General features: G+C 69.6%; 14 protein-coding genes and 2 pseudogenes. 10 read left to right on the top strand and 6 right to left on the bottom strand.

The window, feature by feature from the left end:
• Window positions 1-94, bottom strand: a pseudogene (locus tag ABZ208_RS37835) (trans-aconitate methyltransferase); the annotation flags it as partial.
• Window positions 95-103: 9 nt separating this feature from the next.
• Here ABZ208_RS37835 and ABZ208_RS37840 point away from each other — a divergent pair.
• The 7 genes from ABZ208_RS37840 to ABZ208_RS37870 all read left to right on the top strand — a co-directional run bounded on the left by ABZ208_RS37840 (window position 104) and on the right by ABZ208_RS37870 (window position 8,673).
• Window positions 104-268 (top strand): hypothetical protein, encoded by a 165-nt coding sequence (locus ABZ208_RS37840; protein WP_356913993.1) that lies wholly within the window; start codon window positions 104-106, stop codon window positions 266-268.
• A 247-nt stretch (window positions 269-515) separates the two neighbouring features.
• Window positions 516-605, top strand: a complete 90-nt coding sequence (gene kdpF, locus ABZ208_RS37845) for a K(+)-transporting ATPase subunit F (RefSeq protein WP_242330691.1) — start codon at window positions 516-518, stop codon at window positions 603-605.
• Window positions 606-613: 8 nt separating this feature from the next.
• On the top strand, window positions 614-2,293 hold the full coding sequence (gene kdpA / locus ABZ208_RS37850) for a potassium-transporting ATPase subunit KdpA (RefSeq protein ID WP_356913994.1): 1,680 nt from the start codon (window positions 614-616) through the stop codon (window positions 2,291-2,293).
• Window positions 2,290-4,440 carry a potassium-transporting ATPase subunit KdpB gene (gene kdpB, locus ABZ208_RS37855; RefSeq protein WP_356913995.1) on the top strand — a complete coding sequence of 717 codons (2,151 nt, stop codon included), beginning with the start codon at window positions 2,290-2,292 and terminating at the stop codon, window positions 4,438-4,440. Before kdpA ends, kdpB begins: the two co-directional genes overlap by 4 nt.
• A gap of 21 nt (window positions 4,441-4,461) precedes the next feature.
• Complete coding sequence (locus ABZ208_RS37860) at window positions 4,462-5,205, top strand: potassium-transporting ATPase subunit C (RefSeq protein ID WP_356914005.1); 744 nt, start codon at window positions 4,462-4,464, stop codon at window positions 5,203-5,205.
• 155 nt (window positions 5,206-5,360) lie between these two features.
• Window positions 5,361-6,047, top strand: coding sequence for a response regulator (locus ABZ208_RS37865; protein WP_356913996.1), 687 nt, complete (start codon window positions 5,361-5,363; stop codon window positions 6,045-6,047).
• A 79-nt stretch (window positions 6,048-6,126) separates the two neighbouring features.
• Window positions 6,127-8,673: a sensor histidine kinase KdpD gene (locus ABZ208_RS37870; protein ID WP_356913997.1), complete on the top strand. Its 2,547-nt coding sequence runs from the start codon at window positions 6,127-6,129 to the stop codon at window positions 8,671-8,673.
• Between the two features lie 31 nt (window positions 8,674-8,704).
• Here the strand turns inward: ABZ208_RS37870 and ABZ208_RS37875 are convergent, their stop codons facing one another.
• On the bottom strand, window positions 8,705-9,310 hold the full coding sequence (locus ABZ208_RS37875) for a hypothetical protein (protein ID WP_356913998.1): 606 nt from the start codon (window positions 9,308-9,310) through the stop codon (window positions 8,705-8,707).
• A gap of 142 nt (window positions 9,311-9,452) precedes the next feature.
• Here ABZ208_RS37875 and ABZ208_RS37880 point away from each other — a divergent pair, with 142 nt between their 5' ends.
• The gene (locus ABZ208_RS37880; RefSeq protein ID WP_356913999.1) at window positions 9,453-11,306 is read left to right on the top strand and encodes an APC family permease; all 1,854 of its coding nucleotides are present in this window, start codon (window positions 9,453-9,455) and stop codon (window positions 11,304-11,306) included.
• 321 nt (window positions 11,307-11,627) lie between these two features.
• On the top strand, window positions 11,628-12,287 hold the full coding sequence (locus tag ABZ208_RS37885; protein ID WP_356914000.1) for a lamin tail domain-containing protein: 660 nt from the start codon (window positions 11,628-11,630) through the stop codon (window positions 12,285-12,287).
• A gap of 74 nt (window positions 12,288-12,361) precedes the next feature.
• Here ABZ208_RS37885 and ABZ208_RS37890 read toward each other — a convergent pair.
• From ABZ208_RS37890 to ABZ208_RS37905, 4 genes and pseudogenes are all read right to left on the bottom strand, one after another.
• Window positions 12,362-12,537: pseudogene (locus ABZ208_RS37890) on the bottom strand (OmpA family protein); the annotation flags it as partial.
• A 173-nt stretch (window positions 12,538-12,710) separates the two neighbouring features.
• The gene (locus tag ABZ208_RS37895) at window positions 12,711-12,953 is read right to left on the bottom strand and encodes a hypothetical protein (RefSeq protein ID WP_356914001.1); all 243 of its coding nucleotides are present in this window, start codon (window positions 12,951-12,953) and stop codon (window positions 12,711-12,713) included.
• A gap of 185 nt (window positions 12,954-13,138) precedes the next feature.
• Window positions 13,139-13,555: a universal stress protein gene (locus ABZ208_RS37900; protein WP_356914002.1), complete on the bottom strand. Its 417-nt coding sequence runs from the start codon at window positions 13,553-13,555 to the stop codon at window positions 13,139-13,141.
• 1 nt (window position 13,556) lies between these two features.
• Window positions 13,557-15,050, bottom strand: a complete 1,494-nt coding sequence (locus ABZ208_RS37905) for an APC family permease (RefSeq protein WP_356914003.1) — start codon at window positions 15,048-15,050, stop codon at window positions 13,557-13,559.
• Between the two features lie 148 nt (window positions 15,051-15,198).
• On the opposite strand from ABZ208_RS37905, the gene ABZ208_RS37910 reads away from it, so the two are divergent.
• Window positions 15,199-15,846 (top strand): GntR family transcriptional regulator, encoded by a 648-nt coding sequence (locus tag ABZ208_RS37910; protein ID WP_356914004.1) that lies wholly within the window; start codon window positions 15,199-15,201, stop codon window positions 15,844-15,846.
• Window positions 15,847-15,919: the final 73 nt, after the last annotated feature.

A 15,919-nucleotide genomic window follows, 5' to 3' on the forward strand; every position in this document is an offset into this window, starting at 1 on the left:
CGAGGGCCGCGAGTCGGGTGAGGTACTCGGCGGGCTCCAGTATGTGGACGAAGCGCCGGCCGTGGTCGCCGAGCCTGCCGCGCCAGCGCGGGGACGCTGGACCATGGGGCAACCAGTCCACCCCCGGCACCCGGAAGACCTGCCGCCCGGCACCAGCTGCACCCTCGTCCAGTTCACCGTACTGCTGCCGTGGGCAGGCGCAGTCCTGCTGGTCACGGGCGCGGTGACGGTGCTGTGGCTGCGCCCGTGGCCGGCCGAGTTCCGCTGACCGTCATCGGAACCGGTCACCCTGAGTGACCTGCGTCCGAAGGACGTAGGGGATGCGTCAAGACGACAGCGGGGTACGTCAGGGAGCCGTTAACGCGGGTCGTGTCGTGGCCGAAAAGCGCTTTGCTCTAACGGTCCGAGAATCCGTATCTCTTTCAGGAGCTCACGATGGCCGACGTGGCCTTCGTCGTCACCACGATCGCGGTGTTCGCGCTGGTGGCTCTCATTGCCAAGGGGGTGGCGAAGCTGTGACTGCCGAGAACATTGTCGGCCTGATCGTGGCCGTCGCCCTGCTGGGCTATCTCGTCCTCGCCCTCGTCAAGCCCGAGAGGTTTTGAGCACGGAAATGAGCCCCTTCCTCGCTGCTGTGCTCCAGCTGCTCGCGCTGATCGCCGCGCTCGCCCTGGTGTACCGTCCGCTCGGCGACTTCATGGCCCGGGTCTACTCCTCCGACAAGCACCTGCGTGTGGAGAAGTGGATCTACAAGGCCATCGGCGCCAATCCGAACGCCGAGATGCGCTGGCCCGCCTATCTGCGCGGTGTCCTCGCCTTCTCCGCGGTGAGCGTTCTCTTCCTCTACCTGCTGCAGAGGGTCCAGGGCAGCCTGCCCGGCTCGCTCGGTTTCTCCTCCATCGACCCCGACCAGGCGTTCAACACCGCCGCGTCGTTCGTGTCGAACACGAACTGGCAGTCGTACTACGGCGAGCAGGCCATGGGCCACGTCGTACAGACCGGTGGCCTGGCCGTGCAGAACTTCGTCTCGGCGGCCGTGGGCATGGCGGTCGCGGTGGCCCTGGTCCGCGGATTCGCCCGCTCCCGCACCGGTGAGCTGGGCAACTTCTGGGCCGACCTGGTCCGCGGCACCGTCCGCATCCTGCTGCCGATCTCGGTGATCAGCGCCATCGTGCTGGTCGCGGCCGGCGCCATCCAGAACTTCGCCGGCATCCACGAGGTCGGCCAGTTCCTGGGTCAGCACGGCATGGGCGGCACCCAGGAGTGGAACGGCGGCGCGGTCGCCTCCCAGGAGGCCATCAAGGAGCTGGGCACCAACGGTGGCGGTTACTTCAACGCCAACTCGGCCCACCCCTTCGAGAACCCGAACGCCTTCACCAACCTCTTCCAGATCTTCCTGATCCTGCTGATCCCGTTCTCGCTGACCCGGACCTTCGGAAAGATGGTCGGCAGCGTCAAGCAGGGCTACGCGATCCTCGCCACGATGGCGACGATCTGGATCGGCTTCGTGCTGCTGATGTGGGCGACCGAGTTCGCGGGCAACGGCCCGGCGTTCCAGGCCGCGGGCGGCGCGATGGAGGGCAAGGAGACCCGCTTCGGCATCGGCGCCTCGTCGATCTTCGCGGTCTCCACCACGCTCACCTCCACGGGTGCGGTGGACTCGTTCCACTCCTCGTTCACCGGCCTCGGCGGCGGGATCACCATGCTCGGCATGATGCTGGGTGAGATCGCACCCGGTGGTGTGGGCTCCGGCCTCTACGGCATGCTGATCATGGCGATCATCGCGGTGTTCATCGCCGGCCTGATGGTCGGCCGTACGCCCGAGTACCTCGGCAAGAAGATCGGCACCCGCGAGATCAAGCTGGCGGCCTGCTACATCCTGGTCACCCCGGCGCTGGTGCTCTGCTTCACCGCCGCGGCGATGGCGCTGGACACCCCGGCGAACTCGATGACCAACTCCGGCGCGCACGGATTCTCCGAGATCCTCTACGCGTACACCTCGGGCGCCAACAACAACGGCTCCGCCTTCGCCGGACTCAACGCGGACACGCAGTGGTTCAACACCACCATCGGTCTCGCGATGCTGCTCGGCAGGTTCATCCCGATGGTGTTCGTGCTGGCACTGGCCGGTTCGCTCGCCGAACAGAAGCCGGTCCCGGAGACCGCGGGCACCCTGCGTACCGACAAGCCGCTCTACGCGGGCCTGCTCGTCGGCACCATCATGATCATCACCGGCCTGACCTACTTCCCGGCCCTGGCGCTGGGTCCGCTCGCCGAAGGGCTGGCGTCATGACCACCGACGTAAAGAAGCAAGAGGACTCGATGTCCACTGCCACCGGGACCCCGGCGCCCCACAGCGATGTGCCGACCGGGCACAAGCCCGAGGCCGGGCGCGTTGCCGGCGGTCTGTTCGACCCGGCGCAGCTGGTCAAGTCCTTCCCGGACGCCCTGCGCAAGCTCGACCCCCGGGTGATGATCAAGTCCCCCGTGATGTTCGTGGTCCTGGTCGGGTCGGTGGTCACCACCGCCCTGGCGATCAAGGACCCGGGCGACTGGTTCGGCTGGGCGATCGCGGCCTGGCTCTGGCTTACCACGATCTTCGCCAACCTGGCGGAGGCGGTCGCCGAGGGCCGCGGCAAGGCGCAGGCGGACACCCTGCGCAAGGCCAAGACCGACACGGTCGCCCGGCGGCTCATGGGCAAGAACGAGGAGCGCGTCCCCGGTACCGATCTGCGCATCGGCGACCTGGTGGTCTGCGAGGCGGGCGACATCATCCCCGGCGACGGTGACGTCGTCGAGGGTGTGGCGAGCGTCGACGAGTCCGCCATCACCGGTGAGTCGGCTCCGGTCATCCGCGAGTCGGGCGGGGACCGCTCGGCCGTGACCGGCGGTACGAAGGTGCTCTCCGACCGGATCGTCGTCAAGATCACGACGAAGCCGGGCGAGACCTTCATCGACCGGATGATCGCCCTGGTCGAGGGCGCCGCCCGGCAGAAGACGCCCAACGAGATCGCGCTGAACATCCTGCTCGCCTCGCTGACCATCGTCTTCCTGCTCGCGGTCGTCACGCTGAAGCCGTTCGCGATCTACGCGGGCGCCGACGAGCAGACCTCGATGATCGTGCTGACCGCCCTGCTGGTCTGCCTGATCCCGACCACTATCGGTGCACTGCTGTCGGCGATCGGTATCGCCGGCATGGACCGGCTCGTGCAGCGCAATGTGCTCGCGATGTCCGGCCGCGCGGTGGAAGCGGCGGGCGACGTCTCGACACTGCTGCTCGACAAGACCGGCACCATCACGCTCGGCAACCGCCAGGCCGCCGAGTTCGTACCGGTCAAGGGGACCACCGAGGCGGAGCTGGCGGACGCCGCGCAGCTCTCGTCGCTGGCGGACGAGACGCCCGAGGGGCGCTCCATCGTCGTACTCGCCAAGGAGAAGTACGGGCTGCGCGAGCGTCACCAGGGCGAGCTGTCGGGCGCCGAGTGGGTCGCCTTCACCGCCCAGACGCGCATGTCCGGCGTCGACCTCACCGAGAACGGCGTCGGCCGCAAGGTCCGCAAGGGCGCCACGGCCTCGGTCATGGCCTGGGTCGAGCAGCACGGCGGCCGGATCTCCGACGACGCCGACGAGATCGCGAACCGGATCTCGCAGGCGGGCGGTACTCCGCTGCTCGTCGCGGCCGAGGACGACAAGGGCGCCCGTGTACTGGGCGTCATCCACCTCAAGGACGTCGTCAAGGAGGGCATGCGGGAGCGGTTCGACGAGCTGCGCCGTATGGGCATCAAAACCGTCATGATCACGGGTGACAACCCGCTGACGGCCATGGCGATCGCCGAGGAGGCGGGCGTCGACGACTTCCTCGCCGAGGCGACTCCCGAGGACAAGATGGCGCTCATCAAGCGCGAGCAGGCCGGTGGCAAGCTCGTGGCGATGACGGGTGACGGTACGAACGACGCCCCGGCGCTGGCGCAGGCGGATGTCGGCGTGGCCATGAACACCGGTACCTCGGCCGCCAAGGAGGCCGGGAACATGGTGGACCTGGACTCCAATCCGACCAAGCTCATCGAGATAGTCGAGATCGGCAAGCAGCTCCTCATCACGCGCGGTGCGCTGACGACCTTCTCGATCGCCAACGACGTGGCCAAGTACTTCGCGATCATCCCCGCGATGTTCGCGGTCGCCTACCCGGGCCTGGACAAGCTCAACGTCATGCAGCTTGCCTCGCCGCAGTCCGCGATCCTGTCCGCGGTCATCTTCAACGCGCTGATCATCGTCGCGCTGGTGCCGCTCGCTCTGAAGGGCGTGCGCTACCGGCCGACCAGCGCGGACAAGATGCTCCGCCGCAACCTCGGGATCTACGGCATCGGCGGCCTCGTCGCCCCGTTCATCGGCATCAAGATCATCGACCTGCTCATCTCCCTCATCCCCGGGCTGCGTTAACCAGAAAGCGTGCTGATCGCCATGAACAACTCCTTCGGAAACGCGGCACGGCTGATCGGGGCCGGGCTCCGAGCCCTGCTCGTCCTCACCCTGGTGACGGGCGTCCTCTACCCGCTGCTGGTCACGGGCGTCGCCCAGGGCCTGTTCAACGACAAGGCGAACGGCTCGGAGATCAAGAGCGACGGGAAGGTGGTCGGCTCCGCACTCATCGGGCAGACCTACTACCTGCCGCTGAAGGCTGCGTCCGACTCAACTACGGGCGACGACGCGGAGGAGGCGCCGAGGCCGGACCTCAAGTGGTTCCAGCCCCGTCCCTCCAACGGTCTGGGCAGCAACAGCGTCAACACCCAGTACTCGCTGATCCTCTCCGGCGCGACGAACCGCTCCGGCGACAACGGCGTCGGGAAGGACGGCAAGTGCCCGACTGACCCCACGAAGGCCGAAGAGGGCAGTCTCTGCCAGCAGGTCGTGGCCGCCAAGGACGCGGTGATCGCGGACAACGAGACCGCCACCTACAAGGTCAAGCCCTCGGACGTGCCGGCGGACGCCGTCACCTCCTCCGGCTCAGGTCTGGACCCGGACATCTCCCCGGAGTACGCCAAGCTCCAGGTCCACCGGGTCGCGGAGAAGAACAACCTCACCGTCGCCCAGGTCGACAAGCTGGTCGACGACCACACCGACGGCCGGATCCTCGGCTTCATGGGTGAGCCGACGGTGAACGTTCTGAAGCTCAACATCGCGCTCAAGGAACTGGCCAAGGGCTGAGAGTGCATGCAGTGGGCGGGAGTCGGCACCCCGGGGTACGTCCCTGGGGCGCCGGCTCCCGCCGCCGCGCGCCACCACCACGTGCCGGACCGGCGCCGGCGCTCCCGGCACCCAGCAGGCAAACCGATCCCCAGCAACAGAAAGGCCGCACTCCGATGACCCGGGTGCTCGTGGTGGAGGACGATTCCCAGCTCGTCCGGGCCCTCACGATCAATCTGAAGGCCCGCAGGTACGAGGTGGACGCCGCGACCGACGGCACCGCCGCTCTTCAGCTCGCCGCCGCGGGGCCGCCCGACGCGGTACTGCTGGATCTCGGTCTGCCGGACATGGACGGCCTCGACGTGATCCGGGATCTGCGCCGCTGGAGCAGAGCGCCGATAGTGGTGGTCTCCGCCCGCCGTACCTCCGACGAGAAGATCGAGGCGCTCGACGCCGGCGCCGACGACTACGTCACCAAACCGTTCAGCATGGACGAGTTGCTGGCCCGGCTGCGGGCCGCCGTCCGCCGCACGGAGACCAAGGTCCCCGCCGCGGACGAGACGCGGACCGTCACCACCGAGGAGTTCACCGTCGACCTCGTGGCGAAGCGGGTCAGGCGAGGCGGCGGCGACGTCCGGCTGACCCCGACCGAGTGGCACCTGCTGGAACTGCTGATCCGCAACCCCGGACGGCTCATCAGCCAGCGGCAGTTGCTCGAGGAGGTATGGGGGCACTCCGCCGGCAACAGGACCAACTATCTACGCGTCTACATGGCCCAGCTTCGGCGCAAACTCGAAGCGGACCCCTCGCGGCCCCGGTATCTGATCACCGAACCCGGCATGGGCTATCGATTCGAGTCCTGACGCCCCTGGCGGCCCGCCCACCGCTCCTGGCCCCGGGAGCGCCGACCCCTTGTACAACCACCCCGGAGAATCGAAAACCATGGCACGCGGCAAGCTTCGGATCTACCTCGGTGCGGCGCCGGGCGTCGGCAAGACGTACGCGATGCTCAGCGAGGCACATCGACGGGTCGAGCGCGGCACCGACTGCGTCGTCGCCTTCGTCGAGCACCACAACCGGCCGCGGACCGAGGTGATGCTCCACGGCCTGGAACAGATCCCGCGCCAGGAACTCGAGTACCGGGACACGGCCTTCACCGAGATGGACGTCGACGCGGTCCTCAGGCGCGCCCCGGCGGTCGCTCTGGTCGACGAACTTCCGCACACCAATGTTCCGGGTTCACGCAACGCCAAGCGCTGGCAGGACGTCGAGGAACTGCTGGCTGCCGGGATCGACGTGATCACGACCGTCAACATCCAGCACCTGGAGTCGCTCGGCGACGTCGTCGAATCCATCACGGGCGTACGGCAGCGGGAGACCGTCCCGGACGAGGTGGTCCGGCGCGCCGACCAGATAGAGCTGGTCGACATGTCGCCCCAGGCGCTGCGCCGCCGCATGGCCCACGGCAACATCTACAAGGCCGACAAGGTCGACGCGGCTCTGTCCAACTACTTCCGCCCCGGCAATCTCACCGCCCTGCGCGAACTGGCGCTCCTGTGGACCGCGGACCGTGTCGACGAGTACCTCCAGCAGTACCGGGGCGAGCACAACATCCGCTCCACCTGGCAGGCCCGTGAGCGCATCGTCGTCGGACTGACCGGCGGCCCCGAAGGCCGTACGCTCATCCGCCGCGCCACCCGCCTCGCCGAGAAGGGGGCCGGCGGTGAGGTGCTCGCCGTGTACATCTCCCGCAGCGACGGCCTGAGTTCCGCATCGCCCAAGGAGCTGGCGGTCCAGCGCACCCTGATCGAGGACCTCGGCGGCACCTTCCACCACGTCGTCGGCGAAGACATCCCGCAGGCCCTGCTGGAGTTCGCCCGGGGCGTCAACGCCACCCAGATCGTCCTGGGCGCCAGCCGCCGCAAGTCCTGGCAGTACATCTTCGGCCCCGGCGTCAGCGCCACGGTGGCCGTCCGGTCCGGGCCCGACCTGGATGTCCACATCGTCACCCACGAGGAAGTCGCCCGCGGCCGGGGGCTCCCCGTCGCCCGGGGCGCACGGCTCGGCCGGTCCCGGACCATCTGGGGCTGGCTGACCGCAGTCGCGGGCCCGGCCCTGCTCACCCTCCTGCTGACGAACGTGCAGGCCGACCTCGGCCTCGCCAACGACATGCTGCTCTTCCTGACGCTGACGGTGGCCGCGGCGCTGCTCGGCGGGCTGTTCCCGGCGCTGGCCTCCGCCGCCTTCGGCTCGCTGCTGCTCAACTACTACTTCACACCGCCTCTGCACCGCCTCACCATCGCCGACCCCAAGAACATCGTCGCCATCGTGATCTTCGTGTCCGTGGCGGTGTCGGTGGCCTCGGTGGTCGACCTGGCGGCCCGGCGCACCCAGCAGGCGGCTCGCCTGCGGGCCGAGTCCGAGATCCTGTCGTTCCTCGCCGGCAGCGTGCTGCGCGGCGAGACCAGCCTGGAGGCCCTGCTGGAGCGGGTCCGCGAGACGTTCGCCATGGAATCGGTGGCCCTGCTGGAGCGGGAGAGCGACGTCGACCCGTGGTCCTGCGCCGGCAGCGTCGGCGGCGGCGTGCCGCCCGCACGCCCCGACGATGCCGACGTCGACATGCCGGTCGGAGACCGTATGGCGCTCGCCCTCACCGGCCGCGTACTGCCGGCCGAGGACCGGCGGGTGCTCGGCGCGTTCGCCGCCCAGGCCGCGGTCGTACTCGACCGGCAGCGCCTGGTCGGGCAGGCCGAACAGGCCCGTCAGCTCGCCGAGGGCAACCGCATCCGCACTGCCCTGCTCGCCGCCGTCAGTCACGATCTGCGCACCCCGCTCGCCGCCATCAAGGCGTCCGTCACCTCACTGCGCTCCGACGACGTGGAATGGTCGGACGAGGACGAGGACGAGCTGCTCGCGAGCATCGAGGAAGGCACCGACCGGCTCGACCACCTCGTGGGCAACCTGCTCGACATGTCGCGGCTGCAGACCGGGACCGTGGCCCCGCTGATCAGGGAGATCGACCTCGACGAGGTCGTCCCGATGGCGCTCGGCGGCGTCCCCGAGGACAGCGTCCTCCTGGACGTGCCGGAGGATCTGCCGATGGTCGCGGTCGACCCGGGGCTGCTGGAACGGGCGGTGGCCAACATCGTGGAGAACGCCGTGAAGTACAGCCCGGACGGCGAACCGGTGCTCGTGTCGGCCGACGCGATCGGTGATCGCGTCGAGGTACGGGTGGTGGACCGCGGGCCCGGCGTGCCGGACGAGGCCAAGGAGCGCATCTTCGCCCCGTTCCAGCGCCACGGCGACGCCCCGCGCGGCGCCGGAGTCGGTCTCGGCCTCGCCGTCGCCAGGGGATTCACCGAGGCGATGGGCGGCACCCTCACCGCCGAGGACACTCCGGGCGGCGGTCTCACGATGATGCTCACCGTCCGGACCGCTCCGGGCCAGGCATCGGCTCGTCCGGAACTGCCCAGCACGGCCATGTCCTGACGGGACGCCAGGACGGGGCACGGCACCGCGGTCAGGTGTCCGGGCCCGAGATCCTGAAGATGACCTCGGCCGTGTCGTCGTCGATCCGCGCCGACAGCTCGTGCAGCGCTGTGCCCCCGTACCGCAGCGTCCCGATGTCCCGGGAGACGCGGATGCCTGCGGCCGGCAGATGCCACAGCCGGGGATCGGCGACCAGGACACGCGGGTCCAGCCTCAGAGTGCGTCCGTCCGCATCGCGCAGGAGGAGCCTTTGCGCCACCCCGTCCGACCGGTCCGCGCACACCAGCCGGTCGGTCCGCACGTGCTGGGCCACCAGCACGCCCCGGCTGTGGATCCATCCCCGACCTGCTGTCACCCGCGCCGGCAGCAGCACCACGAACAGCACCACCGACAACCCCGCCCACAGCGCCGAACGACCGCCGCTGAGGGTGCCGTTGCCCGCGTCGACCACGACCAGCAGGCCGAGGAGGAGCGCCGCGCCAGGCAGGCGTCGCGGAGATCGCCGGCCCGCCGCACGTCGTGCGCCACAGTGGTGGATGCCGTCGGGGAGCGCCGCAAGGGGCGAGTGGGGAGGCGCCGTCGCATGCGGCGACGCTACGGCCGTCGCGGTGGGCGCTCCCGGGTCTTGATGCGTCATTGGCGCCGCTCCGGCCGGTCTTGACGCCCGGTTGACGGGACGCGCGGACCGGCGTCAAGAAGACGTGAAGGCAGGCCGGTCGGGCGCAAAGAACGCGACAGCGACCCGCCGTGCGGCCGGAAACGGCCTGCACGCTGAGCACATGACAGTTCTGGCCACGGACAGCGCCGCTCCGGCCGGCGCCGAGGAGCCCCCGGAGACCGGGGACCGCCACAAACTCACCGCACTCACCGGGCTCGCCGCCCTCTCCCTCGACGCCATGGCGTCGGTCGCCTACGGCCCCGAGGCGATCGTCCTGGTACTGGCCGCCGCCGGCGGCCACGGTCTGGGGTTCACCCTGCCCGTCACCCTTGCCATCGCCGCTCTGCTCGCGGTGCTGGTCGCCTCGTACCGGCAGGTGATCGCCGCCTTCCCGGACGGCGGTGGCAGTTACGCCGTCGCCAAGGCCCACCTCGGCCGCCGTACGAGCCTGGTCGCTGCTGCATCCCTGGTCCTGGACTATGTCCTCAATGTCGCCGTGGCCGTCACCGCCGGTGTCGCCGCACTGACGTCCGCCTTCCCCGAGCTGTACGGGGACCGCCTGTGGCTCTGCGTCGCGGTACTCGTCCTGATCACGGGCGTGAACCTGCGCGGCATCGTCGACTCGGCGAAGGCGTTCATCGTTCCGACCGCTGTCTTCATCGCCTCGATCCTGGTGCTGATCGTGGTCGGGCTCTTCAGGTCGGCCCCCGCGTCCACCGAGGCCGCCGCGGGCCATGCGTCCGTGCTGGCGGACAACGCCACCACCGTCGGCGCGCTGCTGCTGCTCAAGGCGTTCGCATCGGGCTGCTCGGCCCTCACCGGCGTGGAAGCGATCGCCAACGCCGTGCCGTCCTTCCGTACCCCCTCGGCCCGACGCGCCCAGCACGCAGAGGTCGCGCTCGGCGCGCTCCTCGGTGTGATGCTGATCGGTCTGTCCGTCCTGATCTCCCGGTTCGGGCTGCAGCCGGTCGAGGGCGTCACCGTCCTCGCACAGCTCGCGGACGCGTCCGTCGGACACAACTGGGCCTTCTACGTGGTGCAGTTCGCGACCATGACCTTGCTCGCGCTCTCCGCGAACACCTCGTTCGGCGGCCTTCCCGTGCTGCTGAAGCTGCTGGCCCGCGACAACTGTCTGCCGCATGTCTTCGGCCTCAAGGCGGACCGTCAGGTCCACCGCCACGGAGTCCTCGCCCTGGCCCTGGTCTCCGCCGCGCTGCTGGTGTTCTCCGGCGGTGACACCAACACCCTGGTGCCGCTCTTCGCGATCGGTGTGTTCGTCGGGTTCACCATCGCCCAGACCGGCATGGTCCTGCACTGGCTCCGTCTGCGTACGCCGGGTTGGCGCGGCAAGGCCGTCCTCAACGGCCTCGGTGCCGTCCTGACGGGCGTCAGCGCGGTCGTCGTCACGGCCACCAAGTTCCACGAGGGCGCCTGGCTGATCGTGGTCGCGCTGCCGCTGCTGGTGGCCGCCTTCGAGGCCGTGCACCGTGCGTACGCCAGGATCGGCGAGCGTCTGGGCATCGGTCTCATCCCCGAACCCCCGCACCGCGCACGCTCGCTGGTGATCGTGCCCGTCTCCTCGCTGACCCGGCTGACCAGCGAGGCCATGACTGCGGCAGTGTCGCTCGGCGACGAGGTGCACGCGGTGACCGTGTGCCATCCCGACCCCGAGGACCGCGCACAGGCCGAGGCACTCGCCCGCGACTGGGACCTGTGGAACCCCGGCGTGCCGCTCGTCCGTATCCCGTCCGCGCACCGCGCCCTGGGCCGCCCGATCGCCTGCTACGTACGTGAGCTGGCGGCGCGGACGCCCGAGGCACGGATCACCGTCCTCATCCCCGAGGCCGAACCGGCGCGTCTGTGGCAGCGCCTCCTGCAGAACCAGCGCGGCGCCGTCGTCGCCCACGCCCTGCGCCGGGACACCGACGCGGTCATCTGCCGGCTCCGGTTCCGGCTCGCCGCACCGGACGCCTGACGGCGGCCGTTACAGAAGGCCGGGCGCGCGGCGGGTCGGTGCGTGGGGTGGTCGATGCATGGTCGGAGCCGCCGGAAAGGGCTTGTTGTTGATCGTTGCACGGACCGGTGTAGAGGGCAGGAATGCCCCGGTATGCCCTCGGAAGATATGTGCGCCATGCAGGTGAGAGTTACAGGAATGTCCGCTTTATGTAACAACGGGCAGTTGTGATGCTTGTGTGGAGGTTGGCGCGACAAAGTGTGGTCCTCGGCTCCGGCCGGGAACCGCAATCGCGCATCCAGGCCCTGACCAGGGGCGGATGCCTCTACTTGAGGGAGCATCATGTCTGCTTCTCGGACTGTCCGCGGCATCGCGGCAGCCGCTCTGGCGTCGGGCGCCGTCGTTGCCTCCATGGCGACGCCGGCATCGGCCGACGACGGCCATGGCCGCGGCCACCACTGGGACACCCGTTCGACCGTCGTCCTCGGGCACATCCAGTACGACAGCCCCGGCCGCGACGACTACTCCAACCGCAGCCTGAACGCGGAATGGGTCGACGTCACCAACATCGGCCGCCGCTCGGTCGATCTCGACGGCTGGACCCTCACCAACCGCGACGGCAAGCGCTACACCTTCGACGACGTACGCATCTCCGGTCGCTCAACGATCCGTGTCCACACCGGCTACGGCCGTGACAGGGACGGCCATGTGTACCAGGACCGCAGCACCTACGTGTGGGGCAACTGGTCGGACAAGGCCACGCTGCGTGACGACGACGGCCGCACGGTCGACACCGCGAGGTACGGCCTCTACAACGACGACGACCGCCGGCGCGACGGCCGCCGCTATGACGACCGGCGTCACGACGACCGGCGTCACGACGGCCGTCGCCACGGCGACCGTCGCCATGACGACCGTCGCCATGACGACCGGCGTGACAATGACCGTCGCGACAACGACCGGCGTGACAACGACCGGCGTCACGACGGCCGTCGGCCCTGACCCCGTGTCCTTGGCGCCCGTGCCCTCACCGGGTACGGGCGCCGCGGTGTGTCGGCCCGGCGGCGCATCCGAGCGGGGAACGAGACCTCCACCCGGCGGTTCTTCTTGCGGCCCTCCTCTGTGGAGTTGTCGGCGATCGGGTCGTCCTCGCTGTGACCGGCCACCACGTACGCGATGCCCGCATCGGCGAGCTCGCCCGTGAGCGCCGGTGCACGGCGTCGGCTTGCTGCCGGGAGAGCCCCTTGCCGTGCTCGTACGAGCGCTCATGTGTCGGTCACCCGTTCGCCGTGCGGATGCGTCAACGCGACGTCAGCATCACCGGGAGCGACGCCAAGGTCGCGTCAAGGTGGCTGTGCGCCTCGCCCTACGCGCGTACTGCCTACGGGAGCTGATCGAGCATGAGCATGGAGAATGTCGTGGGCCTCATCGTCGCCGTCTCCCTCGTCGGCTGTCTGGTGGCCGCGACCAGGCGGCGGACGACAGTGCCGCGAGGGCTCCGGCGAACCGGTTCCCGATGGCGGAGACGGCGACGACGGCCACGACGAGGATCAAGGCCTGGTTCGTGCCCGACATGCCGGCACGGAACGGCACCAGCAGCAGGGCGACGGCGAACGGCGCCGCCACGGCAGCGACCAGCGCGATGCGGTCCTGCAAGGGGTACTTCATGAGCCACCTCGAATCACCCGTGTGCCAGAGGCACCAGGCCGACCGCCGGTTCGCCGGCCGCCACGGCCATCGTCCGTCCGCCCGCCGCGCCGGGCCGCGGGTCGTTCCGTGCTTTGACGCCTTCCTGGCGCAGGAGCGCGGTGCATTGACACCACCTTGACGCGGCCCGGGACGTGACCCGCAGATCAGTCCTGGGTCGGCACGCAGAGTACGGGGACGGGGGACAGGTGCAGCAGCTTGTGGGGCGTGGAGCCGAGCAGAGCGCCGCGTAGCGGGCTCTCGCCCCAGCTGCCGACGACGATGACCCGCGCCCGATGACGCTCGGCGGCGTCGAGCAGGGCCTGGGCCGGTGTCTCGTCGACGATCTCGACGGCGGTCGGAACACCGGCCTCGTCGGCCGACTCGACGGCATGGGCGAGCGCGGTGCGCCCGGCCTGACGGATCGCCTCGTGATGGGCGCGGTACTCCTCGCCGAGGCCGCCGGGGGCAGCGGCGCCGAACACCAGGAAGAGCGGCTCGCCGAACGCGGCCGCGACCTCGATCGCCACCCGCAGGGCCCGGACCGCTCCGGGCGACTCGTCGTATCCCAGGACGACGGACATCTCAAGGCTCCTTGCGATGGACGAGTTCCGGGTCGGCCACGCCGCGGCGCTCCTCCCAGAACGTGCCGGACCGCAGCCGCCAGATGCACATGACGATCACGCCGACCAGGCTGATCCCGATACCGATGACCAGCGGCGGGCCGAGGCCGAACCAGGAGACGCCGCTGTACGAGTTCGCCGGGTTCGACATGTCGCCGATCGACTCCACCAGCAGCCAGGCCAGCAGCCCGGCGCCGATCAGCGGCCCGGCCCCGATCAGCAGGAAGTTGTGCAGACTCTCGGTCAGATGGCGGCGGTAGTAGACGACGCAGGCGAGGCCGGTGAGCGCGTAGTAGAAGGCGATGAGGAGCGAGAGCGCGGTGAGTGAGTCGAACAGGGCGTTCTCGCTGATCTGATTGACGACGAGGTACCACGCGATGGCGATCGCAGCCACCCACCAGGTGCTCACATCGGGTGTACGGAACCGCGGGTGGATGTGGGCGAAGCGATGCGGCAGGGCCTGACGGCGGGCCATGGACAGCGCCGTGCGGGACGCCGGGATGATCGTGGTCTGGGTCGAGGCCAGCGCGGACGTGCAGACCGCGAGGAGCACGATCCAGTCCCAGCCGCCCAGCACCTCGCGGGCGAGCACCGCGAAGATCGCCTCTTCCTCGGAGGCGTTCTCGGCGAGGAATGCGGTGCCGGCGTAGCCGACGACCGCGATCGCGACCGACAGATACGTCACCAGCAGCACCACGGTCGACCAGATGCCGGCCTTGCCCGGGGCGGTGGCGGAGTCCCTGATCTCCTCGGTGAGATTCACCGCGGACTCCCAGCCCCAGTAGATGAACACCCCGAGCAACAGCCCGCCGGTCAGCGCCGCTCCGCCGGCGCCGAAGGGGTTGAGCCATTCGAAGGACGGCATGACCGGGTCGAGGGAACTCGTACCGGCATAGACGCGGTAGAGGGCGACCACGGCGAACACCAGCAGGAAGGCGACCTGGGCGAGGATGAGCACGTTCTGGACGTGGGCCGACATCTCGGTGCCGATGACACACACGGCCGTCATCACCAGGATCACGACCACCGCGAGCGTCTGCCGGATCACCTCGCTGTCCGCCCAGTTGTCGAGACCGACCGCCAGCAAACCGAAACGGACGGCGACGTCCGCGAGCGAGCCGATCACCAGGACGCCGGTCATGGTGATCGCCCAGCCGCCGAGCCAGCCGGACCAGGGGCCCATCGCCCGCGTCACCCACGAGAAGGTCGTTCCGCAGTCCTGGTCGACCTTGTTGAGGTAGTAGAAGGCCGAGGCGATCAGCAGCATGGGGACGAAGGAGGCGAGCATCACGCCGGGGGCGTAGATGCCCACCAGGGCGACGATCGGTCCGATGGCCGCGGCCAGCGAGTACGCGGGAGAGGTGGCGTTGAGGCCGATGACGAGCGCGTCGAGGAATCCGATCGCGTTGGCCTTCAGTTCGGTGGGCGGGCCGGCGCCCGCGACATCTTCGGCCATGGACTCTCGCTTCGTCGGAGCGCGGGGACATACGCATATTCGCCCAGCCCGGAGCGCGGCGCATGGCGGGCACGCCGGGGCCGGGCGGAGGTGGGTTCATCGCCTCCCGACCCGGGCTACCGCGTGGGAATTTCCGTATACTCGTTGTATGCAACCTGTGGGGGTAGTTGTGGAATCGGGTCGGGACAGGGCGTACGCGTACCTCAAGGAACACGTCCTCACCGACCCCGCGATGCAGGGGACCTTCCTTTCCGAGCAGGAGATCGCCGATCGCATCGGGGTCTCGCGTACGCCCATCCGTGAGGCGCTGCTGCTGCTCGCCGCCGAGGACCTGGTGCGGCTCGTGCCCAAGCGGGGAGCGCAGGTCGTGCCGCTGACGGGGCGGGAGATCACCGAACTGGTGGAGCTGCGCGGCATCGTCGAGCGCTATGCCGCCGAGCAGGTCATCGCGAAGGGCGGCGCTCCGGTGCAGGAGCTCGCCGAGATCCTGGAGCGGCAGCGGGCGCTCAGCAGGCCGGAGCTGGCCAAGGAGTTCATCGCCGAGGACCACCTCTTCCACGCGACGATCGTGTCCGCGGTCGGCAACGCCCTGCTCGACCGGCACTACGACGGGCTGCGCAGCAGGCAGATCCGGGCCGGAGTGGTTGCGCTGTTCAACCAGCACGGGCGGCAGGAGGCGGTGCTCGACGAGCATCAGGCGATCCTCTCGGCGATCGACGCCGGCGACGCGGAGGCGGCGCGGGCCGCGATCGACAGCCATCTGGAGTCGACCCTCAGGGTCCTGCTCGCCGGATAGCCGGCGGGCGGCACCGGGAACGGCGCGGCGTACGAAGTCCCGCGTCCCGGCGGCCGTCGACGGCCGCCGGGAC

Origin of the sequence: Streptomyces sp. NPDC006208 (assembly GCF_040613775.1) — a bacterium.
GTDB lineage: Bacteria > Actinomycetota > Actinomycetes > Streptomycetales > Streptomycetaceae > Streptomyces.

What these genes read in the sequence shown, in the direction of transcription:
- ABZ208_RS37840 (WP_356913993.1), top strand. Translation starts at nt 104, where the DNA reads ATGGGGCAACCAGTCCACCCCCGGCACCCGGAAGACCTGCCGCCCGGC.
- kdpA (WP_356913994.1), top strand. Translation starts at nt 614, where the DNA reads ATGAGCCCCTTCCTCGCTGCTGTGCTCCAGCTGCTCGCGCTGATCGCC.
- kdpB (WP_356913995.1), top strand. Translation starts at nt 2,290, where the DNA reads ATGACCACCGACGTAAAGAAGCAAGAGGACTCGATGTCCACTGCCACC.
- ABZ208_RS37860 (WP_356914005.1), top strand. Translation starts at nt 4,462, where the DNA reads ATGAACAACTCCTTCGGAAACGCGGCACGGCTGATCGGGGCCGGGCTC.
- ABZ208_RS37865 (WP_356913996.1), top strand. Translation starts at nt 5,361, where the DNA reads ATGACCCGGGTGCTCGTGGTGGAGGACGATTCCCAGCTCGTCCGGGCC.
- ABZ208_RS37870 (WP_356913997.1), top strand. Translation starts at nt 6,127, where the DNA reads ATGGCACGCGGCAAGCTTCGGATCTACCTCGGTGCGGCGCCGGGCGTC.
- ABZ208_RS37875 (WP_356913998.1), bottom strand. Translation starts at nt 9,310, where the DNA reads ATGACGCATCAAGACCCGGGAGCGCCCACCGCGACGGCCGTAGCGTCG.
- ABZ208_RS37880 (WP_356913999.1), top strand. Translation starts at nt 9,453, where the DNA reads ATGACAGTTCTGGCCACGGACAGCGCCGCTCCGGCCGGCGCCGAGGAG.
- ABZ208_RS37885 (WP_356914000.1), top strand. Translation starts at nt 11,628, where the DNA reads ATGTCTGCTTCTCGGACTGTCCGCGGCATCGCGGCAGCCGCTCTGGCG.
- ABZ208_RS37895 (WP_356914001.1), bottom strand. Translation starts at nt 12,953, where the DNA reads ATGAAGTACCCCTTGCAGGACCGCATCGCGCTGGTCGCTGCCGTGGCG.
- ABZ208_RS37900 (WP_356914002.1), bottom strand. Translation starts at nt 13,555, where the DNA reads ATGTCCGTCGTCCTGGGATACGACGAGTCGCCCGGAGCGGTCCGGGCC.
- ABZ208_RS37905 (WP_356914003.1), bottom strand. Translation starts at nt 15,050, where the DNA reads ATGGCCGAAGATGTCGCGGGCGCCGGCCCGCCCACCGAACTGAAGGCC.
- ABZ208_RS37910 (WP_356914004.1), top strand. Translation starts at nt 15,199, where the DNA reads ATGCAACCTGTGGGGGTAGTTGTGGAATCGGGTCGGGACAGGGCGTAC.